The following is a 24,501-nucleotide window of genomic DNA, read 5'->3' as shown; positions in this document are numbered from 1 at the left end:
CGGCCGCCGGGCGCTCCGACCGGACTGCCCGCCGGCACCGGCTGCTGCCCGCCGCCGAGCGCGCGCGGCGCGCCGGGCGCATTCGGGTTCTGGTTCGGATCGAACGCATCGCCGCGGCGGCTTCTGCCGGGGGCACCTGGCTGTGGCTGCTCCTGAATGATCGGAGCGGGAGACGCGATCTGCGGCTGCTCGTAATTAGGCTGGGCCGGCTGCTGCGGCCGATGGACCGGCGCGACCTGCGCGGGCGGAACAGCGGCGACGTTAGGCTGGACCGGCGCCTGGCCGGGCGCGACCTGCGCGCCGCCCTCGAGCGCCCGCAGCCGCTCTTCGAGCTGGCGGTTGCGGTATTGCAGCTCCTCGTTCTGGCCGGTGAGCTGGCGCAGCTGGTTCTCCAGCCGCTCGATCCGCATCTCGGGATCATCATCGGTCTGGGCGAAGACGGGCGTGCAGCACAAGAGGAGCAGCGCGGCGAAGGCCACGGTGCCGGTAAAGACCTTAAATCTGGATGACATCTTGCCCTGACGACGAAAGCGAAATGGCCTGCGACGGAACATGCGACGCGCCACACATTGAAGGGGAGTACGCCAAAAATGTGTCTGGCACCACGGGGATTCTGTCACAGAATGCTGAAACGAAACCGGCGCCCGAGAGGGCGCCGGCATAATCGGTTTCTGAAGATGAACGGCGCCTGACTGAGTGTCAGTATCTCGGCGTCAATATCTCGGCGTCACGAGCTCGCGTTCAGCACGGTGACGGCGCGACGGTTCTGCGACCAGCAGGAGATGTCGTTACAGACGGCGACCGGCCGTTCCTTGCCGTAGGAGATCGTGCGCATGCGGTTCGGATCGATGCCGCGCGAGGCGAGGAACGAACGCACCGACTGGGCGCGGCGGGCGCCGAGCGCGATGTTATATTCGCGGGTGCCGCGCTCGTCGGCATGACCTTCGATGGTGAAGGAGTAGCGCGGATAGGTCTGGAGCCACTGCGCCTGCTTCTCCAGGGTCACGATCGCCTGCGGGGTCAGATCGGTCTGGTCGCTTTCGAAGAACACGCGGTCGCCCACGTTCACCACGAAGTCCTGCTGACTGCCTGGCGTCGCCGCATTGGCCATCGCATCCGTCGCAGCATTCTTGTTGGCGCAGGCGCCCATCGACAGCGCGACGGCGAGCACTGCGGCCAGCTTCAATCCCTGGAGGATACGCATAGGATGTTTCATTCCGGAGCCTCCACGCTCACGTTCGTCCACTGCTGTCCGGTTTACAGGGGGTTGGTTAAGCGAACGTTCCGTCAACCTTGACGGAACCTTATCTCAGCCGATCAAATGCCCCCAACCAGCGAAAAGCACCCATCATGGTTAATGGGTTGTAAATGTGGCGCGAGGGTGAAAGCAAGTCGGGCCAGTCAGCAAAACGCCGATTTTGGCCGGAATTTTGGGCCGTGTTCTCGGCGAAACCGTCGCTACGAGCCGGTGGGAAGCAGGATTGGCGCCGGACTTAGGCTTGCGCCGTACTTGCGACAAGGACCGGACGAGACGTTGCGGTGCGGACGCTGCCACGTTGAAACAGCATCCGCCGCTCGAACGCGCTCGAACGCATGATCGGAAAACGAGTCAGGATCTTTTCCCGGACCTTGGGATAATCCGAGGCCATGAGCACGGCCTTCTTCGTCGGCCAGCCCGGAAACGAACGCGGCTCGGTGAGAGTCTCGGATAGGAACACGCGGCGGTAGAACGCCTGATGATCGGTCCGTACCATCGAGAGTCCGACATCGGCATTGAAATGCTCGCAGGCAACGAAGGGAAGCCGGACAGTCAGATAAGGCAATTCCGGGAACCGCTGTTGCATCTCCGGATCGGCAACGAATCGACACGGATCGACAAAAACCTCGCCCCGATCCAGGCGAGGATGCAGGACGTCGCCGAACACCTCCGTGGTGTAGGACATCCGCCATTCGGACGTCAGAACGTGGATGCGAACGGAGCTGCAGAGTTCGTCGTCGACGTAGACGCCGAAATTCCAGACATTGGGCGCGTCGTCGAAACGATCTGTCACCCGCCGCGACTCTGACGGCGGGATCAATCCGGCCTGCAAATAGGCGCGATACCGCATCAGATGAAGGCGATCCTCGTCCTCCGGCGTTTCAATGAGCCGATAATCGACACGCTCAAACAGGGCGGCTCCGCGTGGAAGAAGCGCCGTCTGCGGTTCGGCCCCGGACTTCATCAACAACCTCTACGCTCCGAGCAACTTCTGCGAGTAGGTCGAGATTAATAGTTTCTTAATCAAAATGCAAAGCGTTAGAAACGTTAGGGTTAACCCCTTTGCCTCCGTAGAAGCCCGGGAAAACATGACCTGGATGAAGATCGAGAGGAAAATCAGGCGATCGATCGCCCCGATATCGCAACCAGCTGGTCCTTGCCGCCGCGAACGCCGTAGGAGGCATTGAGCAACTGACGAATGCGCACGGCCGGAACGGGCCGGCTGAACAGGTATCCCTGGGCTTCGGTCACCGTGCCATCGGCATTGATGAGCTCGAGTTGCTCGTTGGACTCTATTCCTTCGACCACGACCGACATGCCGAGGTCGGCGGACAGGCGCGCCACGCCTCGCAACAATGTCAGCGGACGGTCCGAGTCGATGCCTTCGAGGAAGGAGCGGTCGATCTTCACCTTCTGCATCGGGAAGTTGTGCAGGTAGCTGAGGCTGGAATAGCCGGTGCCGAAATCATCGAGCGAAATGCGAACGCCGAGGGCATGCAATTGCGACAGGATGTCGTGCGTGAGCTGGGTATTGCGCAGCAGCGAGGACTCGGTGATCTCGATTTCCAGCCGATGCGCCGGAAGCCCCGAGACCTCGAGCGCGTAGCGGATTTCGCTCAGCACGTCGCGCTGGTGGAATTGTTGCGGCGAGAAGTTGACGGCGACGCTGACGCTCTCCGGCCACTTCATGCATTCCATGCAGGCGCGGCGCAGGATCCAGCGGCCGAGATCGACGATCAGGCCCATGTCCTCGGCGACCGGGATGATGTCGACCGGCGAGACCGTGCCGCGCACCGGATGATTCCAGCGCAGCAGCGCCTCGCAGGTGGTGATCTTGCCGGACTTCAGATTGACCAGCGGCTGATAGAACAGCTCGAATTCCTCGTTGGCGAGCGCCTTGCGCAGATCGAGTTCGAGAATGCGGCGCGCCTCGACGGTCGCCGCCATCTCGTCGCGGAAGAAGCAGAAGGTGCCGCGGCCGTCGGCCTTGGCGCGATAGAGCGCCATGTCGGCATTCTTGAGCAGCGTGTCGGCGCTGACGTCGCCCGGGGAGGTCAGCGCGATGCCGACGCTGGCGCCGATCTCGACCAGATGATTGTGAATACGATAGCGCTCGCTCAGCCGCTCGACGATACGGCGCGCAAGCGCCGCGGCGTCCTCGGACGAAGAGATGTTCTGCTGGAACACGACGAACTCGTCGCCGCCGAAGCGGGCGACGAAATCCTCGGGGCGCAGCATCTCGCGCAGGCGGTTGGCGACCGCGCACAGAAGCTGATCACCGCAGGGATGACCCAGCGTATCGTTGACTTGCTTGAATTGGTCAAGATCGACGAAGAGCAGAGCCGACAGATGTTCCGAATGCCGCGCGACTGCGAGCAAACGCTCGATCTCGTCGCGAAAATTGACTCGGTTCGGCAGCGCCGTGAGATCGTCGTAGCGGGCCAGATGGCTGATCCTGGCCTCAGCGTTGCGGCGCTCCGTGATGTCCTCGAGCAGCAAGACCGCACCGCCATCAGCCATCGGTTGGACGGTCCACGACAGCGAACGATTCCTTTGCGGATCGGGATCGGTGGTGATGATTTCCTGCGCCTGCCCGGTTTCGATGTCGGCGATGATCGCCTCGCCGCTGGCGGCCGAAATCGATCCCGCTTCGACGCACGCGGCGATGATGTCGCGCGCAGTCGTGCTGCTCTGGGCGAGATTGTCGGGCAGGCTCATCATCGCGCCAAAGCGGTGGTTCATCACTGCGAGCTGGCCGTCGATGCGAAACATGCAGAGGCCGTGCGGCATGTTGTTGAGAGCCGTGTCGAACTGGCCGGCGAGCGCGGCCTCGCGCTCGCGTGCGACAACGGCGCGCAAGAATATCCTGTGCAGGTTGCCGGAGAGTCGCATGACCGAGAGGAGGAACGCGGCGCACACGACGGACATCGCCACGTAATAGGGCGTGCCGTGGAGCGCCAGCGCGATCACGGCGGGACCGAATATCAGGGTGGCTTGCAGACGAAATATCCACTGCCGTCCGTAAGCTCTCCCCGCTCCTCCCGCCACGATTCCGGTGGTGACCGAGAGGGCAATCATGTGAGCGATGGCGTCGTCGTTGCTCAACAGGGTCGTCGAACACCATAGACCGATCGCAGCGGCCTGGATGAGCGCTCCGATCTGGTAGCGCTTTTGCCACCGCTCCGCTTGTTCTGCGCTCAGAGCCGATTTCTGGGCCTGGTACCGGCTCAAATCGAAGGCACGGATCGCTCCCGCAAGAATGAGAAGCGGGACAAATCCCCAAAGCAGCGTCTGTCCCGTCTTGAGCGCCGTCAAGGAGGCCGAGAACGCCGAGAACACGATGCCGGTCAGCACCGTTCCGGGAGCCTCGAACAGCGAATCGGTCAGCGCCGCCGAAATCGACGGCGAGGCCTGGTCCTCCGGCTCTCCGCTCTGGCTTGCGAACTGCATTGGTGTTTGTACGCGCGTCCTGTTTGCCGCGTACTTTTACCCACTTCAGATGAAGCCTTTCTGAGGGAACATCGTTAAAGTCGAGTTGTTTTTCGGTAACGGCGAACCGATTTTCTCTTAAATATCAAGCAACTAGGAAAACCTTGCCGGGCACAAGGTGAAGGAAGTCTTGCCTCGCGCAGCGATCGCGACAAACTCTGCGCGCTTTTTCGATAACATCGCGCGTCCAGAGGCGCGATCTATTGACCTGCCGTCGAGGACAGTAGCGGCGACCAGGCCGGGTCGGAGGCGAAGCCCGGCGTCGGCACCTTCAGCTCGTTGCGGCCGGAGATGTCGACGCTGTACAGCGAGGGCCCGCCATTGCCGCCGGGATCGCGGAAGAACATCAGCACGCGGCCGTTCGGCGAGAAGGTCGGACCTTCGTTGTGGAAGCCGGAGGTCAGCAGCCGCTCGCCAGAGCCGTCCGGCTTCATGACGCCGATCGAGAACTGTCCGCCGCCTTGCCTGGTGAAGGCGATGTAATCGCCCTTCGGCGACCACACCGGTGTCGAATAGCTGGCGTTGGTGTCGTCCTTGGAGAAGGAGATGCGCTGTGCCTGTCCTCCGCCCGCCGCCATCACGTAGATCTGCGATCGGCCGCCGCGATCGGACTCGAAGCAGATGCGGGCTCCGTCCGGCGAGTAGGACGGAGAGGTGTCGATCGCCGGCGTGTCGGTGAGGCGCGTGGTCGAGCGCGAGCGCAGGTCCATCACGAACAGGTTGGAATTGCCGCCCTGCTGCAGGCTCATGATAACGCGCTGGCCGTCCGGGGAGAAGCGCGGCGCGAAGGTCATGCCGGGGAAGTTGCCGACGATCTCGCGCTGGCCGGTCTCGATGTTGAAGAGATAGACTTTCGGATCGCCCTGGCCGAACTCCATATAGGTGATCTCTTGCGAATTCGGCGAGAAGCGCGGCGTCAGCACGAGGTCGGAGCCGCGGGTCAGATAGCGCACATTGGCGCCGTCCTGGTCCATCATCGCGAGCCGCTTGACGCGGCGCTCCTTCGGGCCGCTTTCGTCCACGAACACCACGCGGCTGTCGAAATAGCCCTTCTCGCCGGTCATCCGCTCGTAGATCTGGTCGGAGATGATGTGGGCGATGCGGCGCCAATATTCCGGGGAGGTGAAATATTGCTGGCCGGCGAGCTGCTGGCCGGAGATCACGTCCCACAGGCGGAATTCAGCCTTCAGCCGGCCATCGGGCTGGCGCGTCATGCGGCCGGTGACGAGGGCCTGCGCGTTGAGGGTCTTCCAGTTCTGGAATTGCGGCGCGACGTCGATGTTGTTGATGCGCTCGATGAAGGCGGCCTGATCGATCGGCGCGAACAGGCCCGAGCGCTTCAGATTGTTGGTGATGACCTGCGTGACGCCGTTGCCGACGTCGCCGTCGGACGGCGAGCCCGGCACGAAGTTGGTGATCGCGATCGGGATCGGCTGGAACTCGGTCGGATCGATACGAAGTCGCGGCTGGCCCTGCGCGAAGGCCTGTCCGCCCCCGAGCATCGCGAGCGTGGATCCGGTCAGGGTCATGAAGCGGCGGCGGTTCATCGATCGGACGTCATTCATTGCAAAGTTCTTTTGTTCGGATGTCACAACATATCTTTCAGGCCGAAAGTCATCGGAATGAGCTTCCAGCTCTCGTACTGCTGCTTCGGCATGAACGAGTAGACCTGACACTGCACGATGGCGCGCTTGGCGCTCTCCGCCACCGCCTGCGCGATCGACCGCGACGGTCCTCGCACCGCGACGACAATCGGCTCGGAGGCGAGCGATCCATCGATCTTCATGGGAATATCGATGTCGGCCTCGTACTGATCGGCATCCTGGCCGTTATAGGTGGGCGTGAAGCAGCGCTTGACCGCGCCCTGGAATGCACCGCGCCAGGTCGCGACGTTGTTGGCGGCAGTTCCCGTCGCCAATCCCAGCGCCGCCGATGCGTTCAATGCGGAGCCAGTGAGTTCGTGCCGGGTCGCAGCGCGCTTGTCGAGGTCGCGCTGAATCTGCGCGGGATCGAAGCTGCGCTCCTTGGGCTTGGGCTGCTGCTGCGGCTGCACCGCCGCGACCTTCTGCTCCACCGGCTTGGGCGGCGGCTTCTTGGTGTCCAGCTTCTTCTGCAGTTCGGCGATCGGATCTTCCTTGGCCGGATCAGGCTTCTTTTCCTGCGGCTTCGGCTCTTCCTTCGGCTTCGCCTCGGCCACGGGCTTCGGCGGCTCGGGCTTCTTCTCCACCGGCTTCTCGACCGGCTTTGGCGGCGGCTCCGGCTGCGAGTTGGTCTTGATCAGCTCTTTCTTCTCGGTGACCTTGCCGACGGCGTCTTCCTCGGACTTCGCTTCCGCGATCTTCTCGACCTTCGGCTTCGGCTCTTCCTTCTTGCCGGTCTTCTGCCCGGCCATCATCTTGGCGAGCTGATCGGTGGAGATGATGTCGACCGGAAGCGACTCTTCCGGCGCGATGTAGGCCTTGCTGCTGAAGGTGACGAGCCCCCATCCCAGCACGAGGACATGGAGGGCAATCGACGCAACGAGTGTCTTGTCGACGTTCACCTTCACGGCTTACCCCTGATCCGCTTCCGTGACGAGGGCGAGCTTCTTGAATCCGGCGCCGGACAACAGGCCCATCACCTTGGCCACCGTGCCGTAATCCGCCTTCTTGTCAGCGCGCAGATAGATGCGCTCCTCGAGCCCGCCCCGCGCGTCCGTGATCGCCTTCAGCTTGGGTATCAGTTCGTTGATCGCGATCTCGGAATCGTTGATGAACACCTTGCCCTTGATGTCGACCGACATCTGGATCGGCTTCTGGTCGTTGTTTTCGAGGCTCTTGGCCTGGGTCTGCGGCAGGTCGAGCGGCACGCCGACCGTGAGCATCGGCGCCGACACCATGAAGATGATGAGCAGCACCAGCATCACGTCGACCATCGGCGTGACGTTGATCTCGGCCACGACGGGCTTGCGCCGGCCTCGGCGCCCGCCGCCGCCGGACGAACTCGCAACGTTCATCGCCATGATCGCGTGCCCAAATTGCCCTTCAGACTATACATGCCGTCCGTCAACCCCGCTCGTCGATCTGACGCGACAGAATGGCGGAAAATTCATCGGCGAAGCCTTCGAGCCGCTGGGCCTGCCGGTTCACCTCGGACGTGAACTTATTATAGAAGATAGTGGCAGGAATGGCGGCGATAAGGCCGACGGCGGTCGCAAACAGCGCCTCCGCGATGCCCGGCGCCACCACCGCCAGAGAGGTATTTTTCGACGCCGCGATCGACTGGAAGCTCGACATGATGCCCCAGACCGTGCCGAACAGGCCGACGAAGGGGCCGGCAGAGCCGACGGTCGCGAGCACCAGCAGGCGGCGTTCCAGCCGCTCGACCTCGCGGGCGATCGAGACGTTCATGACCTTGTCGATGCGCATCTGCAGACCCGCCACCGAGCGGGCGTGGCTCTCGAAGGACCGCTTCCACTCGCGCATCGCCGCCACGAAGCACGCCGCCATCGAGTGTGTCGGCTTGGCCGAAAGCGTGCGGTAGAGCTCCTCGATCGATTCGCCGGACCAGAACGCCTGCTCGAAGCGGTCCATCGAGCGACGGGTGCGGGCAAACAGAAAGATCTTGTCGATGGCAATCGCCCAGACCCAGACCGAGCAGGACAGAAGTCCCAGCATCACTGCTTTCACGATCCAGTGAGCCTGCCAGAACAGCGCGATCAGCGACACGTCCGCGGAAGCGGCAACCGGAAGGGCTGACTGAGCCACGTCGGCCGGATTCATAAGCAGTATCCTCTCAAGGCGATCGTTACCCGATGTGCCGGCCAGCAAATGGCTGCCGGTTCCCCAATAGCCGCGCTAGACCGGCGCGGCCGGCAAGCCCGCTCAAAGCCTTGTCTTTCTGGGGTGCAGGGGCTCGTCCAAAGCCGGCCGTCTGCATTCCCTGCCAAGATGTCAAAACTATGGGCCTTTGGCCCCGGGCCTTGACGAGCCTCGGTTTCGGGCTTTGGGCGCGATTGTCCGCCCTTACCAGAGCCCGGCGTTGGTTAATGCGAGGTTACCAGCGGCGAATTTGCCCGCGGGAAAGGTAGGCCGCGCAAGCGGTTGGGAGGCGCGTCCCGGACGCGCCGCAACGCTCTTGCGTTGCGGTGCGAGCCGGGACCCAGAAGCCGCAGGCTCTAGCTGGAGAAATGGGCCCCGGCTCTGTAACGCATCCCCAAGGGGCGCTGCATTGCGTTCGGGGCACGAAAGTTCCACTCCCCTCCCCGGTCGCGTTGTCCGAGGAACCACGCCGTCCGCGGAAAATTATTCAGAAAATCACTTTTCGCGAGGTTGCCATGACCATCAACCCCAAGACGACCGCCGCCATCGGCGATCACCCGCTTCACCCCATGCTCATCCCCTTCCCCGTGGCATGTCTGGTCGGCGCGCCCATCGCTGATCTGGCCTTCATCGGAACCGGCGACAATTTCTGGGCCAGGGCCGCGATGTGGCTGATCGGCGCCGGCATCGTGATGGCGCTCGTTGCAGCCGCGGCCGGCTTTACCGACTTCCTCAGCGAGCCCCGCATCCGTCGTCTCAACGATGCCTGGTACCACATGGTCGGCAATCTCGCCGCGGTCGTGCTCGCCCTGGTCAATTTCTACCTGCGTTACGCGCAAGGCGCGGAGGCAGCCATCAAGCCCTGGGGCGTGGTGCTCTCCCTGATCGTCGTCGGCATCCTCCTGTTCACGGGATGGAAGGGCTGGGAGATGGTCTACCGCCATCACGTCGCGGTGCTGGATGCGCCGGGCCAGACCAGCTCGGAGCCCGTCACGCCCCAGCATGGCGGCGAGAGCCACCGCCGCGCCGCCTGAGCAGCGGAGACTACCAGCGCTATTTTGCGCGCTCAGTTGAATCGGTAAGCGATGCCGAACGTGGCGGTGTGGCTCTGCAACCGTACGGAATTGGTCGTCGACTGAGTTCCGGAGCAAAACACCGTCTGCACTCCGAAAGCGGGATCGTTGATCGTGGCGCTGCCGTTGCAATCGCGGGTTTGCGAGAAACGGGCCGTCCCGAAGTCGGCATAGCGATACTCGCCGCGCAGGATCCAGCTTTCCGTGAGCTTCATCTCGCCGCCGCCGCCGACCGTAAAACCGGTTCGGACGGTGGATTGCCTGATGACGGCGGGCGACAGCAGGCCGGGCGTACAATTTCCGACTTCTGACGCAACGAAGCCCGGCGCCGTAAACAGCGGCTTCAGTGCCGTGTCGCAATTGGACGTCTGCTCCAGGCTGGTCCAGGCGGCACCGCCGGTGAGATAGGCGAGGAAAGCGGGATTGATGATGTAGCCGACGCGCGCGCGGATGCTCGCGTCCCATTTGGTGCGGAGGCTGTAGCTATCGTTCAGACCGCCGCTTCCCCCCACGATGCCCCCCGGGAGATACCGGCCGAAAACCGAACTCTGGCGATCGGCCCAGCCGAAATCGCCTTCGACGCCCAGCAGCCATTTCGGATCGATCTGCCAATTGTATCCGAGATAGGGGCTGATCCGTGCAGCAGTCGTGTGAAACTGGTCGCTGCGGAAGCAATCGCCGCACCCGTTGAGGAGATTGATCGGCGGAAAGCCGGCCGTCGTAAACGAGGCCGCATCGATGCTCGAACTTGCTTGGCTGGCGCGAATGCCGGCGCCAACGCCGAGATAGGCGCCGTTCCACGACGCGGTCGAGGGCGCCGCCGCATAGGCGGCCAGCGCCGTCGCGCCGGTCGCATTGGCCGTGCCGAGCTTGTAGGCCAGGCCGAACGTCGCCGTGTGGGTCTTCAGGAACGTGTCATAGCTGACCGTCTGCCCCCCCGTTGCCGCGGTCCGGACGTCGGTGTTGGAGAAATGTCCATAGTCGGCAAAACGATACTCGGCCCGGGCAACCCAGTTTGGCCACAGCATCGCCTCGATGCCGCCGCCGACCGTGTACCCAAGCTGGGTCCGGCTGTTGCTTATGCTCGCCGGCGCAAGTCCAACGCCGGGTACACAGCGGCCATCGGCGCTCACGAGTGTGCTGCAGTTCGACGTGGTCTGGACATGGATCCAGGATGGACCGGCCGTTCCATACAGCAGCACGGCGGGATCAATCAGATAGCCGGCACGGCCGCGAATGCTCGCATCCCATGTCGTCTTCAGCGCAAAAGAATTGGATGTCGAGGCCCCGCCGTTGAATGGCGTTGCCGGGTAGGCGGCGCCGAAGATCGTCGTGGTCTGATCGGCGTAGGCAGCATCGCCTTCCAGGCCGAGCACGGTTCGTCCGATCTGCCAGTTGTATCCGAGATAAGGACCGACGCGGAACGCGGTGCCGTTGAAGGATCGTCCCGTCACACAAGGAAGACCCGCGAAACAATCGGCTGCGACGAACATGTTTTGCAGCACCGCCGGCGCGGTCGTGTCGGTTGCCGAACGGACGTCGACGCTGGATTCGCTCGCGCGAAATCCGAGGCTGGCGCCGACGTAGAGACCGCCCCAGGCTTCGACCGCCGCGGGCGTCTTGAAGATAGGTGCCTTGACCGGCAGATCGGCCGCATTGGCCGCCGAAACGACCAGCAATCCAGCAATTGCAGGCGGGGATAGACGCAGAAGTCGTGTCATTGCATTCCCATTCCGAGGCGGGCCGCAAGAGCCGCATTGGAGCTGTACAGGGACGAGGCAGGCGCGACTTGGAGGGGATGAGACTTGCGCGTGGGACTGGGTGCGACTCGGCGCGCTATTTGGCGCGCTGTTGCGCATTTGCCACAAGCGAATATCGGGTGATCGCTTCTATTCGGCCGACGGATATGCCTTGCGGCGTTCCGACGGAGACAGGCCGAAGCGGCGACGGAAGCAGCGATTGAAATATGAGATGTCGCCGAAGCCCGCAGCGAGCGCGAGACGGGCAATGCTTTCATGCGCCTTGAGAGGATCGGCGAGACTGGCATGCACTTGCGCCAGCCGCTCCTCCAGCACGAAGTCGTGGAAGGACGTGCCTTCGTCGCGGAAAAGCTTCCTGATATAGTCGGCAGAGACCTGCTGCAGGGCGCCGATGCTTTCTGCCGATAGATCGCCGTGTCCGAGCCGCGATTTGATGGCGAGCTTGGCAAGCTTCAGGCGCGCCGCCCGTGGACCATCGCCTTGGGCGGCAACGTCGTCCTCACGCACGCCGCAGATCAAGGCGATGAGATCGCGCAGATGCTGCGCGGCCAGCCGCTGCATCTCCGCGCGGGCCGATTCACCCATCGTCATGGCACCGAGGACATAGCCACGCAGCAGCTTCAGCGCCGGCGCGCCTGGATCGATCGGTTGCAGCAATCGGTCCTCGACATTGCGGACAAGGGGTGCAAGGGCCTGCCGGGGTAGTTGCACGCTGAGATGACGGCCGCGATCGAGTAGCGTGTGACGGCCGACGTCACAGGTCGTCATCAGCACCGCACCGCCTTGCGGCACTTCCAGCTCACGCCCGAGCTGGGAGGCCTCGGCGCGGCCGCGCAGCACCACCGCGAGGACGATGTTGTCGGAGGCCGTCGCGAGCAGCCGGCGCGAGATGCGGAAATGCGCCGGCGTGCGCCAGCCCGAGGACAATCCCGCCGCAGGCAGGCGGTACAACTCGGTTCTCGCCTCAAAAGGGAAACCCCGGATCGGATCGATCTCGATGTTGAACAGCAGGCGGCCATAGACTTCGCGCCAAACAGCAAGCCGGTCGCGCTCGGGCAGCATGGCGGTGTCGAGCGATAGATGTTGGGGCTGGGACATTCACAAAAGGGAAATTCGCGGGAGAACCGAAGCCATTCTGTCGCCCGAGGCCCCGAAACGGTTCAGCCCGATGACGTCAGGCCGCCGAAGCAGGTCCGGGGCAGTTGGCGAGCCGCGCGGGATTGCCGATGGCGGTGCAGCCGGCGGGCACGTCGGAGGTCACGACCGTGTCGGCGCCGATCTTTGCGAAATCGCCAATCCGGACATCGCCCAAAATGGTCGCGCCGGCGCCGATGAAGACATTGCGGCCGATGCGCGGCGAGCGCGGCGGCAGTTCATTGCTGCGGCCGATGCTGACATTCTGAAGGATGGTGACCTCGTCGCCGATCACGACGTCGGCGCCGATCACGACGCCGGTGGCGTGATCGAGATAGACGGCCGAGCCGATGCTGGCCGCCGGATGGATGCTGACCTGCAAGACGTTCGACGCCTCGTTCTGAAACAAGAGCGCGGCGTCGCGCTGGTCATGATGCCAGAGCCAGTTCGAGACGCGCCAGGCTTGCAGCGCGACATAGCCCTTGAAATGCAGCAGCGGCGCCAACAGGCCGGCGATGGCGGGATCGCTGCGCACGATGGCCTGCAAGTCGCGGCCGGAAGCTTCGATCAATTCCGGCGAGTGTCGAAAGGCATCACGGGAAAAGGCGGCGAAGCGCGCCTGCTCGGCGACGTTGCCGCCAAGCCTGCGCCCGATCAGATCGGCCAGAGCCGCCGCAAGACCGTCATGCGCAAGGACGGCCTCGGCAAGTGACTTGCCGAAGACGGGATCGGATGCGACCGCTCGCCGCGCCTCGTCGCGAATCTGCTGCCAGAGGCGATCGTTCGTCGCGGTCGCAGCTGCCGTCATCGCCGCCTCCGGTGTTTGGGGCTTCCTTCACGTCTCAAATATAGCCAGCGCGCCCCCCTGCGCGCCACGCCGCAGGCGGAGCGGCGCGACCGGAGCACCATGCCGCAGCTCCCCCGTGAGGCTACGAGCTTGCATGCCAGGCATTCGCAACCATATAGTCAGTTGAATTTTCGGCCGACGCTGCTTTGGCCGGGATGTCCATGCAAAGCAGCTCGTTCAAGCCCCGCGGTGGTCCGCCATCCGCGGGTTTTTCGTACCCGGCGGCCCTCGCTGCCGCCGACACGAATCCCGGATCCCATTACCTGAGGTCACACCAAGACATGTCGCCTAACGCGCCCGCCGACGACCACCACGACGACATCATGTATCCCTCCGCCGTGCCGTTCCTGCTGGTCCATCTCGGCTGCGCTGCGGCGGTCTGGTCGGGCGTCACGTGGCAGGCCGTCGCGATCTGCGTGTCGCTGTACATCGTGCGGATGTTCGGCATCGGCGCCGGCTATCATCGCTATTTCTCACATCGCGCGTTCGCGACCAGCCGGGTGTTTCAGTTCATGCTGGCGTGCCTCGCGCAGAGCAGCGCGCAAAAGAGCGTATTGTGGTGGGCGGCCAAGCATCGGCACCATCACTTGCATTCCGACACCGAGATCGACGTGCATTCGCCGCGTCATCGCGGCTTCGTGTACAGCCATCTCGGCTGGATCTTCGACCGCCGGCACGATGCGACCGATCTCGTGAAGGTCGGCGATTTCGCGGTCTATCCGGAGCTGATGTGGCTGCATCGGCTCGAACTGCTGCCGGCCGTCGCGCTTGCCGCGCTCTGCTTCGTGGTCGCGGGATGGTCGGGTCTGGTGGTCGGCTTCCTGTGGAGCACGGTGCTGGTCTATCACGCGACCTTCTGCATCAATTCACTCGCCCATGTGCATGGACGCAAGCGCTATGTGACGGGCGATGATTCCCGCAACAACTGGCTGCTGGCGCTCTTCACTCTGGGTGAAGGCTGGCACAACAACCATCACGCCTACCAGAGCAGCGTGCGACAGGGTTTTCGCTGGTGGGAGATCGACGTCACGTACTACGTCCTGAAAGTGCTGTCCTGGCTCGGGATCGTCTGGAGCATGAAGGCGCCGCCCGAACAGGTGCTGCGCAACGAGCAGCCGCTCGGCGCCCGGGTGATCAATCGAGCCGCTCACGAGCTCGCCGGACGGTTCGATGCGCAGGCCCTCGCGCACGCGATCTCGTCGGCGCTGCATCGGGCCGACCTGGCCCAGCTGCAATTGCCGACGCTGCACGACATCCTCAATCGTGCGCATGACGGCGTGGACGCACTGACACACCTGCATCTGCCGAAGATACCCACCCGCGAAGAGTTTCTCACCGAGGCCAAGGCGATCTTCGCGCGCACGCGATCGCTCAACGAGATCGTGGACCACGCCTACGAGCACTTTCTGACCTCGGTGCGCGCGCAACTGGTGATGGCGCGCTGATCCTCCGGTCGTTCGAGGGCTCGGCTGAAAAAGGCCTATGGCCCCCGCCCATGGGCGTGCACCACCCCGCAAAACGCGCGCCCGCCGGGACAGGAATGAAAATGGCAATCGGGATCGGCGGCGCAGCCGCCGTAGACGAGGGCGATATAGCCCAGCACCGCAAACGCGGTCACACCGAGCAGTAAGCGGGTGCGGAGGTCCATGTGCCCTTGGTCCCGCAGAACCACACGCGGGTTCGGTGGCGGGGCCCGAATATAGCGACACCTCGGCGGCCAAAAACCAAACCGCCCGCCTGCGGGTTGCGCAGACGGGCGGCTCGGGGCCATCAGGACTTTGGGGGCATGCGCCTGAAGGCTTTGACAGGTGTCAGGCTTGAAGGTCAGCCCTGCTGCTGGTCAGTCGGCGGCGGGGTCGGGCGCGTCTTGTGCTGCGCCATGAACTGGTCGAACTCTTCCTTGTCCTTGGCGTGGCGCAGACGGTCGAGGAAATTCCTGAACTCGACCTGCTCTTCCTCGAGCCGGCGCAGCGTCTCCGAACGATATTCGTCGAAGGCGCGGTTGCCGGACGACGGCGGGCCGAAGCCAAAGCCGAAGCCATGCCGCTCCATGCGGCCGCGCATGCGGTCCATCTTGTACTGCATCCGCTCCATCTTGTTCTGCCAGCGATCCTGGTGGCTCCAGCACGACATTCTTCTGCTCCCGAGTGTGAAAAAGAGAAGGGCAAGTCCGATCGGCCACCAGATGATGAAGCCGAGGATGGTCACAGCGATCCAGCCGGGATGCCAGGGCGTATCGAGCATGCGGGGACGCTCGTACTGTTGGTATTGGTCCGAAGGGCCGCGCCAGCGATTGACGTCAGCGGTGTAGGCCATTTCCCATCTCCATCACGGCACAGCGCCGTTGTGAATGTAAATAACATTTACATAGCTAGACCATCCCGCGATTTTGTCAAGCTGGCCACAAGACACGCCCGCGTGATGTTTTGCGTAATTTTATTTCGGCTTGCCCCAGGGACCGCCCGGCGGCACGCCCGAACCGGAGGGCGCCTCCGGCGGCACCGGCGGCGGCTCGGCGCCCTTGGCTGCCGGACGGCGGTCGGTCGGGAAGCCGAGACCGCGCAGATAAATCAGCACCTCGGCCTCGAGCAGCTCATCCGGAGACATCGGCAGTTTTCGGCGCGCGGCGTCCCCACGGGAGAACAGCGAAGCCACGCCGTGCGCCATCGACCAGATGTGCAGCGCCATCATCATCGCCGGCGGTCGCGGCATGCCGGGCGGCGCAAGCGCCGCGAGCCGCTCGGCCGCGGCGCGAATGATGTTGAACGCGCGTTCGCTCGCGGCCTGCAGCGCCGGATTGGCGTCGACCGGCAGACCGGACTCGAACATCGCGTTGTAAAAGGCAGGCTCTTCGCGGGCGAAAGCAAGATAAGCCCTGCCGACCCGCTCGAACGCGGTGACCGTATCAGGGCGCCCGTCGTCCCAGGCCGCGGTCAGGCGCGCCTCGAACTGCTCGAAGCCGCGCTGGGCAATCGACGACAACAGCTCGTCACGGTCGCGAAAATGCCGGTAGGGCGCCGCCGCGCTGACCCCGGCCATGCGTGCGGCATCGGCGAAGGTGAAGCCGGCGGCGCCCTTCTCGGCGATCAGCCCGAGAGCGGCCTGCAACAGGGCCTCCTTCAGATTGCCGTGGTGATAGCCGCGCTCGGCGCGGCGCTGTTCCTTGCGCCAGCTCATGTGAATGAGCTTTACATGAGCCGGGCGTGAAGGTCACTAGCGGCAATTCGGCCTGATTAACCCGTACATTCAAGGTGCGCCGGGCGGATGCGTCGGCATCGCGCCCGGACACGGCCTCCCCCTGACCTACATCTGCGGAATGGCCAGCACAGGCATGACCTCGATCGCCTCGCCCGGGAAGATCGCAAAATGCGGATGGTTCTCGAACAGTTTTGCAGCTTCCTCTTGCGAGGCGGCCCGGACCACAGTGAAGCCGGTCAGCGCGTTGCTGATCTCGGTGATGCCGCTGCCGTCGATCCTCCGGGTCTTGCCGAGCGGGCCGCCCAGCTCGACGATGACGTCCTTGTGCTTCTCGACCCAGCCATGCCAGGCGGCCATGCCCTCGCGCTCTTTTGCCTTCCTTTCCGCTTCGGGCATCGCCTGCCAGGCCTTCATTTTTGCGCCGCTCATGCTGCCAAGATAGACGGCGAGGAATTTGTGCTCGGTGCTCATGGTTCTCTCCTTTGGTGAGTTGTTGGTAACAGCCGCGATCTGATCGCGGCTATTGGGGCTATGTCTTGAGCTTCTCAAAGCCGGAGGCGGCGGCCTGCACGTCAGGCGGAAAGTCGGCCATCTCCTGCACCTGCCGGATCTCGATGATTTCGTTCGGCGAGGCCGGGCACTGCTTTGCCCAGGCAATCGCCTCGGCCCGCGATGGAACCTCGATCATCCAATACCCGCCCAGGACCTCCTTGGCCTCGGCGAATGGCCCGTCGGTGACAATGGGCTCGCCGGTCGCAAACGAGATCCGTGCGCCCATCGACGGCGGATGCAGGCCGTCGAGCGTGATCAACACGCCCGCGTCCTTCAGCGCCTCGTTGTAGCGCATCATCGCCGCGACCCGCTCGGGATCGAGCTGGACGTCCGGCGGCGCGGTCTCGTAACCGAGCGGGATCATCAGCATCATGAATCGCATGGGTCGTGCCCCTGGCTTTTGCGGTTGTTCCGGATGCGCCGTGAGAGGCGCAGGCCCGCGTCGCCTTCAAGACGATCGAATTCTTACGGAACCGACAGCCGAGCGAAAATAATTTGGAAGATCATGGCCCGCTCCTAGCGCGGCCGCGGCAGGAACCGACCGTCCTGCCGGGCCGCGCCGAAATAGACTTCGATGCGCCGGACCTTGCCGCCTGCGAAGGCGAAGAACTCCGTGTTGCGAAAACTCCGACCATCTGTCGCAAGGCAGAGATAAGTGACGAAGGCTTCCTCGCCCCGGACGAAGATGCGCTCGATGTCATGGCGGGCGATCCAGCCGCTGTCGCCCCAGCAGCGTTCGAAATAGGTCGTCTTGTCGAGGTCGTCATCGAACGGGCTGGTGAAGCGGAAATCGTCGGCCAATGCGTCGGCAACCCGCGGCCGGTCGTTGGCGAGATAGGCAGCGAAGAGGTCTCGGATCAGGCGTTCGCGGTCGTCAGGCATTGCGGGTCTCCTCGGTAACGATCCCCCTGGAAGACGATCCATCGAGAGACGTCCCGACATCGCGTCCTCGACTTGAGGCCTTTCTTGCCGGACCGAAAGCGCAGTAAAAGGAACCGGTGCTCGCGCGCCCCTCCCAAACACAGGACAGACCAGCCAATGCCCCCTGCCCCGCAAAAAGTCGCCCTCGTCACCGGAGCCGCGCGCGGCATCGGACTTGCGACCGCGAAGAAGTTCTTGGCCGAGGGTTGGCGTGTGGCGCTGCTCGACATCGAGGGCGAGTTGCTTGGCCGGGCGGTCGCCGAGATCAACCAAAGCGAGGCGACGCTGGCGCTGACCTGTGACGTCTCGGACGCAGCCGAGGTCGCCGCGGCGATGACGACGGTCGAGCGTCGGTTCGGCCGGTTAGATGCGCTCGTCAACAATGCCGGCATCGCGGTGTTCGCACCGCTGATGGAGACATCCGAGACCGATTGGCGCCGCGTGCTCGAGGTCAACCTCACCGGCCCCTTGCTCTGCACCAAGGCGGCCGTGCCCTTGATGCGCGAGGGCCATGGCGGGGCCATCGTCAACATCACCTCGATCTCGGCGGTGCGCGCCTCGACGCTGCGCTCGGCCTACGGCACCAGCAAGGCCGGTCTCGCGCACCTGACCAAGCAGCTCGCGGTCGAGCTCGCCTCTCTCAATATCCGCGTCAACGCGGTCGCGCCGGGGCCGGTCGACACGGCGATGGCCAAGCAGGTGCACACCAAGGAGATTCGCGCGGACTATCACGACGCAATTCCGCTCAACCGTTACGGCCTGGAGGAAGAACTTGCGGAGGCGATCTACTTCCTGTGCTCGGCAAATTCGAGCTACATCACCGGCCAAATTTTGGCCGTTGATGGCGGCTTTGATGCAGCCGGCATCGGCCTGCCGACGCTGCGCGGTCAAAGGCGGAACGGATAGAACAGGTAGGGTGGGTTAGCACTGCGGCTGCGCGAAGCGCAGGCCGCCGGGCGTAACCCACCTCTTCTCACGCGGCGAAACCGAGCTTGTGGAGTGCTCCATGCGACGCGCTTTTGTCAAAGCCCTGATGCTCGCATCGGCACTCCTCGCCATCTCGCCGTCCGCCGCCGAGATCCGCATCATCCAATCTCCGGGCGGACAGGTGGGGCCGTTCCTCGATTTGTTCGAGAAGGTGCGCAAGAGCGGCGAGCGCGTTGTGATCGACGGTCCCTGCCTGTCTGCCTGCACGCTGGTGCTGAGCATCGTGCCGGAAGAGCGCATTTGCGTCACCAAGCGCGCCGTGCTCGGCTTCCATGCAGCACGTTCGGTGGACCGGCGCGGGCGCTTTTATGCCGAGCCGGAAGCATCGGTCGCGGTGCTTGCCGCCTATCCCGGCCCGGTCCGCGACTGGATCAGCCGCCGTGGTGGCCTCACCTCGCGGTTGCTTCTGCTCAAGGGGCGCGATCTCGCCGCAATTTATCCGCGCTGCCGCTGACGAGTTCGGCAGCCGTCACGCCATGTGACGTAAACGGATGATGTAAACCGCGTCACCTTGAGGGATTGCTTGGCTTGCTCGAGGCCATACGGCAGGTTCCCTGTGCTCGCACCCAATCTGCGCACCGGGTCTTAAGCGCCATCACGCTTTGGCTGCCTTCAGTAGAGAGTCTGAATCACCGGCACCAGCTTCATGCTGGCGCAGATGAGCATTCCCCAAAGGGCAAAATTGATCTGTAGCGCCGCCGCCATCGGTCGCTCCCCTTCCAAGTGACGTCCACCCCAGTTCTTAGATTTTATGATTCACCAATAGCGATTCTGACGTGCAGATTACAGCCCAATATTGCGTCAATTATTGTGCGATGCAGTCTGCATGGTTTCACGAAGCGGCCTCACTGCTCCCGCAAAGTGATGCGAATGGTGGGTTCATTCCTCGGCCGTGCCGGCCAACTCGTTTGCCTTAAGTTCCATTTGACCGACGCGATGCGAGTCTCCTGTGCGGAGCTTGCGCATTGCGCACCGAACTTTGGGTCCGGCATGATGCGACATGGCTTCATCTTGCTCACTTTCTGCACAGCGCTGCTTGGATGTGCAGTCGCGCCAGCGCAGGAGCGTCGTCCGATCGCATGGGATGGCCTCGGTCAAGACCCCAACAAGAGCCCGAGGCGCGCTCATATCGTGAAGCGGCGCGCAACGAATCCCGCGCCCGCGGCAAGCGATCCAAATCAGGAGCGGGAACGCGTGCTTGGCAGCTTGCGGCCATACTCCGAGGCGTGGTGGGCGGTGTATGACGAGATCGAAGCGGAGCGCGACAAGCAGCTCGGCACCAAGCTCGTGATCTGCCCCCGCTGTGTTCAGCCGCGGCAAGACGAAGACGTGACCGGATCGACCCGCTGAGCGAACTCACGACCGATCCGAGCATGGCGCGATGGGTCCATGCATCCCCTCTCCCGCAAAGATGGAGAGAGGGGATCGCAGCTCAGCCAATCATGCGCGCGGTCGCACGCGTCACATTCCTTCCGCCGGACAGTTCACCATCCAGGGAATGCCGAACTTGTCGACGCACATGCCAAAGCCTTTCGCCCAGAAGGTCTTGCTGAAGGGCATGGTGACGGTGCCGCCGTCAGCGAGCGCGTTGAACTTGCGCTCGCCATCGGCGGGATCCTTGACCGTGAGCGAGACCGAGAAGCCCTGCGGCTTGTGAAAATGCTCGGTCGGCGCGTCGGAGGCCATCAGCACGCTGCCATCGGGTAGCGACATCCGCGCATGCATGATCGTCTTCTCGCGGCCGGGCGCGGCGGGCATGTCCGGCGGCGCCTCCGATGCGCGCATCATCGCATCGATCTTGCCGCCCAAAACCTTGGCGTAGAAGTTGAACGCGGCTTCGCAAGTGTCCTGATAGAACAGATAGGCATTGAGCATCGTTTCTCTCCTCTTCGTTTGCAGTGAGGCTTATTGCTTCTCGGTCAGCTTCTTCAGGCTGGCGAGACCGGCCTCGAAATCCTTGCCGATCATGCTGTCCATGTTGATGAACACTTGCATGATCTTGGACATGAACGGAGCCGGACCGTACATCGCCCATGTGACCAGAGTAGCATCGCCCTGCGGCACAAAGGTGAACTCGGCGGTGTTGTGACCTTCGAACGGCCGCTCGAAATCGAGCTTGATGCGGAGCTTGGACGGCCCGTTCGCCTCGAGGATCTCCATGCGGCCGGCGCCGACATTGTTGTTGCCGTCCCAGGCATAGATCGCGCCCTTGCCTTCCGCAGGTTCGCCGAAGGTGCGCTTCATGGCGGGATCGCGGTTCTCATAGGGGGACCAGCCGGTCCAGCGGCGGAAATCGGCGACCTCCAGGTAGATCGCACCGGCCGGCGCCTTCACCGCGAGGCTGCGCTCGACGCGGAAGGTGTCGGGTTTTGTCAAGGCGAAGACGAGGACGCCGGCTAGTCCAACGGCGAGCACGACGGCGATGATGGCAATGGCTTTCAGCATAAGGGGCTCCGTGGATACGGGCTTAGGACGAAGGGGATCGCGCTAGACCGACACGGCTAAACGGATTTTTTTCGTCGTGGCCGGGCTTGTCCCGGCCATCCACGTTCTTCGACGCCGATGGCAAGACGTGGATGCCCGGGTCAGGCCCGGGCATGACAGCGGAGATGGTCTCGCGCGTCACTTCGCCTTCGCACTTTCCTTTGCCTTCGGCTGGCTGTCCCGGATCAGGCGATCGAGATGCATGCGGATATGGGCAGCTTCCGCGGACGTGTTGGCGAGCGCGATGGCGCGGTCGAAGGCAATGCGGGCTTCGTCGTTGCGGCCGAGCTGCATCAGGAAGGCGCCGCGCACGCCGTAGAAATGGAAGTAGTTGGCGAGCTTCGGGGCCAACGGCTCGATCAAATCGAGCGCGGCTTGCGGCCCCCGCACCTTGGAGACCGCGACCGCGCGGTTGAGCGTGACCACCGGCGAGGGCTGCACGACTTCAAGCGCGCCGTAGAGCAGGTCGATCTGTGCCCAGTCGGTCTCCTCCGGTGTCGACGCGCGAGCATGCAGCGCGGCGATCGCAGCCTGGATCTGATAGGGCCCGCCGCGGCGATGGCGCATCGCCTTGTCGATCAAGGCGAGCCCCTCCGCGATCATGGTGCCGTTCCACAATGAACGGTCCTGATCGTCCAGCAGGATCAGCGAGCCGTCCTCGGCAAAGCGCGCGGCGCTGCGTGCATGCTGCAATAAGATGAGCGCGGTGAGCCCCATGATCTCCGGCTCGCTCGGAAACAGCCTGAGCAGCAGGCGCGCCAGCCGGATCGCCTCCTCGCAGAGCGGTTTTCTGATCTCGGCGGTGTCGCCGCTCGCCGAATAGCCCTCGTTGAAGATCAAATAGATCATCGCCGCGACCCCGGCGAGCCGCTCGGAGCGCTCGACCGCGCCGGGCGCTTCGAACGGCGTCCCAGCCTCGGCGACCTTCGCCTTGGCACGGGTGATGCGCTGCTCCATCGCCGCGTCCGAGACCAGGAAGGCGCGCGCGATCTGCTTCACGGTCAGACCCGAGACGATGCGCAGCGCCAGCGCGATCTGCTGCGTCGCCGGCAATTGCGGATGGCAGCAGATGAACATCAACCGCAAGATGTCGTCGCGGTAGTGCGAGCCGTCGAGCCGCTCGGCGAGCGCACCCTCGGCGTCGCCGAGATCGGAGATCGCATGGTCGTCCTCGGGCAGCGGCTGCTGCCTGCGCGTGCGTCGGACCTCGTCGATGGCGACATTGCGGCCGACCATGATCAGCCAGGCCGCGGGATCGCGCGGCGGCCCATTCTGAGGCCAGGTCTTCAGCGCGCGCAGGCACGCGTTCTGGAAGGCCTCCTCGGCCGTATCGAGATCGCGGAAATAGCGCAGCAGCGCACCGACCGCCTGGGGTCGCGCCGAGGTCAGCGCGGTCTCGATCCAGGCGGTGTCGGCCTCGCTCACCTCAAGTTTCCTCCGGGCCGGAACACGCCGACGGGGCGCACCTCATAGGCACCGCCCGGATTGGCGGCGCCGAGATCGCGCGCGACGTCGAGGGCGTCGTCGAGATTCTTGCAATCGACGATGTAGAAGCCGAGCAGCTGCTCCTTGGTCTCGGCATAGGGGCCGTCGAGCACCAGCGGCGGGTCCTCCTTGCGCAAGGTCGCTGCGGCCGTGGTCGGCAACAGCCGCGCCACCGGGCCGAGCCGGCCTTGGCTCGTGAGCCTCTCCTGCACCACCGCGAGCTTCTTCATCACGGACTCGTCCTGCTCCTTGCTCCAGGAGCCGACGAAGTCCTCATCGTGATAGCAAAGGATGGCATAAAGCATAGGCGACACTTTCCTCGTCTGTTCTAAAGACGCGCCAATATGCCCCGCCCCGACAGGACTGCGGAAAAAATTTGCAAGAAAAATCCGGCAGATCGTGCCAAGGAGGGCCTTCTCAAGCGGAACTTTGACGAGGCACTTCGAATGACCATGGGCACCCTGGCCGTCCTGATCAACAGCACGCAGCAGAACTGGCTGCCAGAGCGCTGGAAGGCCCGGTTCGACACGGTGTGCGGCGGTCGCCGCGTGGTGTTGTTGCCGGATGCCGGGCTCGATCCGACCGAGGTGCACTATGCCGCGGTGTGGAAGCCGGTGCCGGGCGATCTCGGCTCGTTTCCCAATCTGCGGGCGATCTTCAATCTCGGCGCTGGCGTCGACGCGCTGATGGCGGACAAGAGCCTGCCTGACGTACCGCTGGTCCGCGTCGCGGTGCCCGACCTCACCAACCGCATGACCGAATATGTCGTGCTGCACGTGCTGATGCACCACCGTCAGGAGCCCTATTTGCGAGCTTCGCAGCGCGCAAAACGCTGGGAGCCGAAATATCAGTGGCCCGCGAGCGCCGTGACGGTCGGAATCATGGGGCTGGGAACGCTGGGTGCCGATGCCGCCGACGTGTTGCGGCGGCTCGGCTTCCGTGTCGCCGGCTGGAGCCGTAGCCCACGCACGATCGACGGCGTCGAATGCTTCCATGGCGCCGCGCAGATCGATGCCTTCCTGCGCAAGACCGACATCCTGGTCTGCCTGCTGCCGCTGACGCCGGAAACGCACGGCATTCTCAACCGCGACGTCTTCGCAAAGCTCAGCCGTAACAGCCCCCTTGGCGCGCCCGTTCTGATCAATGCCGGCCGCGGCGGCTTGCAGAACGAAGCCGACATCCTGGCCTGCCTCGACGACGGCACGCTGGGCGCTGCGTCGCTCGACGTCTTCGTGCAGGAGCCACAACCGGCGGACAGCCGGTTCTGGACCCACCCCAAGGTGGTGCTGACGCCGCACAACGCAGCCGACACCGATGCGGACGCGATCTCGGCCTATGTCGCCGAGCAGATCGCGCGGTTCGAGGCTGGCGGCGCGCTGGAGAACGTGGTGGACCGGGCTAGAGGGTATTGAGGCGCCCTTGGATTATCGCGAACGCTGGCGTCATATTCGCTGTCGTCCCCGCGAACGCGGGGACGACACCGTTCTTTTGGTAGGCAGCCGCTCACCACAAC

The 24,501-nt window shown here is 63.8% G+C and carries 26 protein-coding genes and 1 pseudogene; 6 read left to right on the top strand and 21 right to left on the bottom strand.

Going from position 1 to position 24,501, the window contains the following annotated elements; genetic code table 11:
- From XH84_RS09760 to tolQ, 8 genes and pseudogenes are all read right to left on the bottom strand, one after another.
- Positions 1–512: pseudogene (locus XH84_RS09760) on the bottom strand (tol-pal system protein YbgF); the annotation flags it as partial.
- Positions 513–727: 215 nt separating this feature from the next.
- Complete coding sequence (gene pal, locus XH84_RS09755) at positions 728–1,216, bottom strand: peptidoglycan-associated lipoprotein Pal (protein ID WP_018641585.1); 489 nt, start codon at positions 1,214–1,216, stop codon at positions 728–730.
- 277 nt (positions 1,217–1,493) lie between these two features.
- Positions 1,494–2,222, bottom strand: a complete 729-nt coding sequence (locus XH84_RS09750) for an N-acyl amino acid synthase FeeM domain-containing protein (protein ID WP_128922030.1) — start codon at positions 2,220–2,222, stop codon at positions 1,494–1,496.
- Positions 2,223–2,374: 152 nt separating this feature from the next.
- Complete coding sequence (locus XH84_RS09745) at positions 2,375–4,708, bottom strand: putative bifunctional diguanylate cyclase/phosphodiesterase (protein ID WP_128922031.1); 2,334 nt, start codon at positions 4,706–4,708, stop codon at positions 2,375–2,377.
- A gap of 239 nt (positions 4,709–4,947) precedes the next feature.
- Positions 4,948–6,294, bottom strand: a complete 1,347-nt coding sequence (tolB, locus tag XH84_RS09740) for a Tol-Pal system beta propeller repeat protein TolB (protein WP_164936621.1) — start codon at positions 6,292–6,294, stop codon at positions 4,948–4,950.
- Between the two features lie 41 nt (positions 6,295–6,335).
- Positions 6,336–7,295, bottom strand: coding sequence for a protein TolA (locus tag XH84_RS09735; protein ID WP_128922033.1), 960 nt, complete (start codon positions 7,293–7,295; stop codon positions 6,336–6,338).
- 3 nt (positions 7,296–7,298) lie between these two features.
- Positions 7,299–7,748, bottom strand: a complete 450-nt coding sequence (tolR, locus tag XH84_RS09730; RefSeq protein WP_128922034.1) for a protein TolR — start codon at positions 7,746–7,748, stop codon at positions 7,299–7,301.
- Between the two features lie 43 nt (positions 7,749–7,791).
- Positions 7,792–8,508 carry a protein TolQ gene (tolQ, locus tag XH84_RS09725; protein WP_018641591.1) on the bottom strand — a complete coding sequence of 239 codons (717 nt, stop codon included), beginning with the start codon at positions 8,506–8,508 and terminating at the stop codon, positions 7,792–7,794.
- 554 nt (positions 8,509–9,062) lie between these two features.
- On the opposite strand from tolQ, the gene XH84_RS09720 reads away from it, so the two are divergent.
- Positions 9,063–9,581: a DUF2231 domain-containing protein gene (locus tag XH84_RS09720; RefSeq protein ID WP_128922035.1), complete on the top strand. Its 519-nt coding sequence runs from the start codon at positions 9,063–9,065 to the stop codon at positions 9,579–9,581.
- A 32-nt stretch (positions 9,582–9,613) separates the two neighbouring features.
- On the opposite strand, the gene XH84_RS09715 is transcribed toward XH84_RS09720, so the two are convergent.
- The 3 genes from XH84_RS09715 to XH84_RS09705 all read right to left on the bottom strand — a co-directional run bounded on the left by XH84_RS09715 (position 9,614) and on the right by XH84_RS09705 (position 13,322).
- Positions 9,614–11,341, bottom strand: a complete 1,728-nt coding sequence (locus XH84_RS09715) for an outer membrane protein (RefSeq protein ID WP_164936587.1) — start codon at positions 11,339–11,341, stop codon at positions 9,614–9,616.
- A 168-nt stretch (positions 11,342–11,509) separates the two neighbouring features.
- The gene (locus XH84_RS09710) at positions 11,510–12,478 is read right to left on the bottom strand and encodes an AraC family transcriptional regulator (protein ID WP_128922037.1); all 969 of its coding nucleotides are present in this window, start codon (positions 12,476–12,478) and stop codon (positions 11,510–11,512) included.
- A gap of 76 nt (positions 12,479–12,554) precedes the next feature.
- Positions 12,555–13,322 (bottom strand): serine acetyltransferase domain-containing protein, encoded by a 768-nt coding sequence (locus XH84_RS09705; protein WP_128922038.1) that lies wholly within the window; start codon positions 13,320–13,322, stop codon positions 12,555–12,557.
- A gap of 320 nt (positions 13,323–13,642) precedes the next feature.
- Here XH84_RS09705 and XH84_RS09700 point away from each other — a divergent pair, with 320 nt between their 5' ends.
- On the top strand, positions 13,643–14,806 hold the full coding sequence (locus XH84_RS09700; RefSeq protein WP_128922039.1) for an acyl-CoA desaturase: 1,164 nt from the start codon (positions 13,643–13,645) through the stop codon (positions 14,804–14,806).
- Positions 14,807–14,841: 35 nt separating this feature from the next.
- Here XH84_RS09700 and XH84_RS09695 read toward each other — a convergent pair whose 3' ends face one another.
- The 6 genes from XH84_RS09695 to XH84_RS09670 form a co-directional block, all read right to left on the bottom strand.
- Complete coding sequence (locus XH84_RS09695; RefSeq protein ID WP_128922040.1) at positions 14,842–15,009, bottom strand: hypothetical protein; 168 nt, start codon at positions 15,007–15,009, stop codon at positions 14,842–14,844.
- A gap of 176 nt (positions 15,010–15,185) precedes the next feature.
- Positions 15,186–15,677 carry a DUF2852 domain-containing protein gene (locus XH84_RS09690; RefSeq protein WP_097659852.1) on the bottom strand — a complete coding sequence of 164 codons (492 nt, stop codon included), beginning with the start codon at positions 15,675–15,677 and terminating at the stop codon, positions 15,186–15,188.
- A gap of 120 nt (positions 15,678–15,797) precedes the next feature.
- A complete protein-coding gene (locus tag XH84_RS09685) occupies positions 15,798–16,538 on the bottom strand; it encodes a TetR/AcrR family transcriptional regulator (protein WP_128922041.1) in 741 nt (246 codons plus the stop codon).
- Positions 16,539–16,664: 126 nt separating this feature from the next.
- Positions 16,665–17,030 carry a YciI family protein gene (locus XH84_RS09680; protein ID WP_128922042.1) on the bottom strand — a complete coding sequence of 122 codons (366 nt, stop codon included), beginning with the start codon at positions 17,028–17,030 and terminating at the stop codon, positions 16,665–16,667.
- Positions 17,031–17,088: 58 nt separating this feature from the next.
- On the bottom strand, positions 17,089–17,493 hold the full coding sequence (locus tag XH84_RS09675) for a YciI family protein (protein WP_128922043.1): 405 nt from the start codon (positions 17,491–17,493) through the stop codon (positions 17,089–17,091).
- 134 nt (positions 17,494–17,627) lie between these two features.
- Positions 17,628–17,993, bottom strand: coding sequence for a nuclear transport factor 2 family protein (locus XH84_RS09670; RefSeq protein WP_128922044.1), 366 nt, complete (start codon positions 17,991–17,993; stop codon positions 17,628–17,630).
- A 156-nt stretch (positions 17,994–18,149) separates the two neighbouring features.
- Between XH84_RS09670 and XH84_RS09665 the strand changes: the two genes are divergently transcribed.
- The 3 genes from XH84_RS09665 to XH84_RS09655 all read left to right on the top strand — a co-directional run bounded on the left by XH84_RS09665 (position 18,150) and on the right by XH84_RS09655 (position 20,369).
- Positions 18,150–18,938, top strand: a complete 789-nt coding sequence (locus tag XH84_RS09665; RefSeq protein ID WP_128922045.1) for an SDR family NAD(P)-dependent oxidoreductase — start codon at positions 18,150–18,152, stop codon at positions 18,936–18,938.
- 100 nt (positions 18,939–19,038) lie between these two features.
- Positions 19,039–19,473, top strand: a complete 435-nt coding sequence (locus tag XH84_RS09660) for a hypothetical protein (protein ID WP_128922046.1) — start codon at positions 19,039–19,041, stop codon at positions 19,471–19,473.
- Positions 19,474–20,009: 536 nt separating this feature from the next.
- The gene (locus XH84_RS09655) at positions 20,010–20,369 is read left to right on the top strand and encodes a hypothetical protein (RefSeq protein WP_128922047.1); all 360 of its coding nucleotides are present in this window, start codon (positions 20,010–20,012) and stop codon (positions 20,367–20,369) included.
- 111 nt (positions 20,370–20,480) lie between these two features.
- On the opposite strand, the gene XH84_RS09650 is transcribed toward XH84_RS09655, so the two are convergent.
- The 4 genes from XH84_RS09650 to XH84_RS09635 form a co-directional block, all read right to left on the bottom strand.
- Positions 20,481–20,894 carry a VOC family protein gene (locus XH84_RS09650; protein ID WP_128922048.1) on the bottom strand — a complete coding sequence of 138 codons (414 nt, stop codon included), beginning with the start codon at positions 20,892–20,894 and terminating at the stop codon, positions 20,481–20,483.
- 30 nt (positions 20,895–20,924) lie between these two features.
- The gene (gene kdpF, locus XH84_RS09645) at positions 20,925–21,464 is read right to left on the bottom strand and encodes a K(+)-transporting ATPase subunit F (RefSeq protein WP_128922049.1); all 540 of its coding nucleotides are present in this window, start codon (positions 21,462–21,464) and stop codon (positions 20,925–20,927) included.
- 177 nt (positions 21,465–21,641) lie between these two features.
- Complete coding sequence (locus XH84_RS09640) at positions 21,642–22,928, bottom strand: RNA polymerase sigma factor (protein WP_128922050.1); 1,287 nt, start codon at positions 22,926–22,928, stop codon at positions 21,642–21,644.
- Entirely contained in the window at positions 22,925–23,293 is a 369-nt protein-coding gene (locus tag XH84_RS09635) for a YciI family protein (protein WP_128922051.1), read from the bottom strand. Before XH84_RS09635 ends, XH84_RS09640 begins: the two co-directional genes overlap by 4 nt.
- Before the next feature lie 141 nt (positions 23,294–23,434).
- Here XH84_RS09635 and XH84_RS09630 point away from each other — a divergent pair, with 141 nt between their 5' ends.
- On the top strand, positions 23,435–24,400 hold the full coding sequence (locus XH84_RS09630) for a 2-hydroxyacid dehydrogenase (protein ID WP_128922052.1): 966 nt from the start codon (positions 23,435–23,437) through the stop codon (positions 24,398–24,400).
- The last annotated feature ends 101 nt before the right edge of the window (positions 24,401–24,501 follow it).

The organism is Bradyrhizobium nanningense (genome assembly GCF_004114535.1).
Lineage (GTDB): Bacteria > Pseudomonadota > Alphaproteobacteria > Rhizobiales > Xanthobacteraceae > Bradyrhizobium > Bradyrhizobium nanningense.
This window is presented reverse-complemented; position numbering and strand designations above follow the sequence as displayed.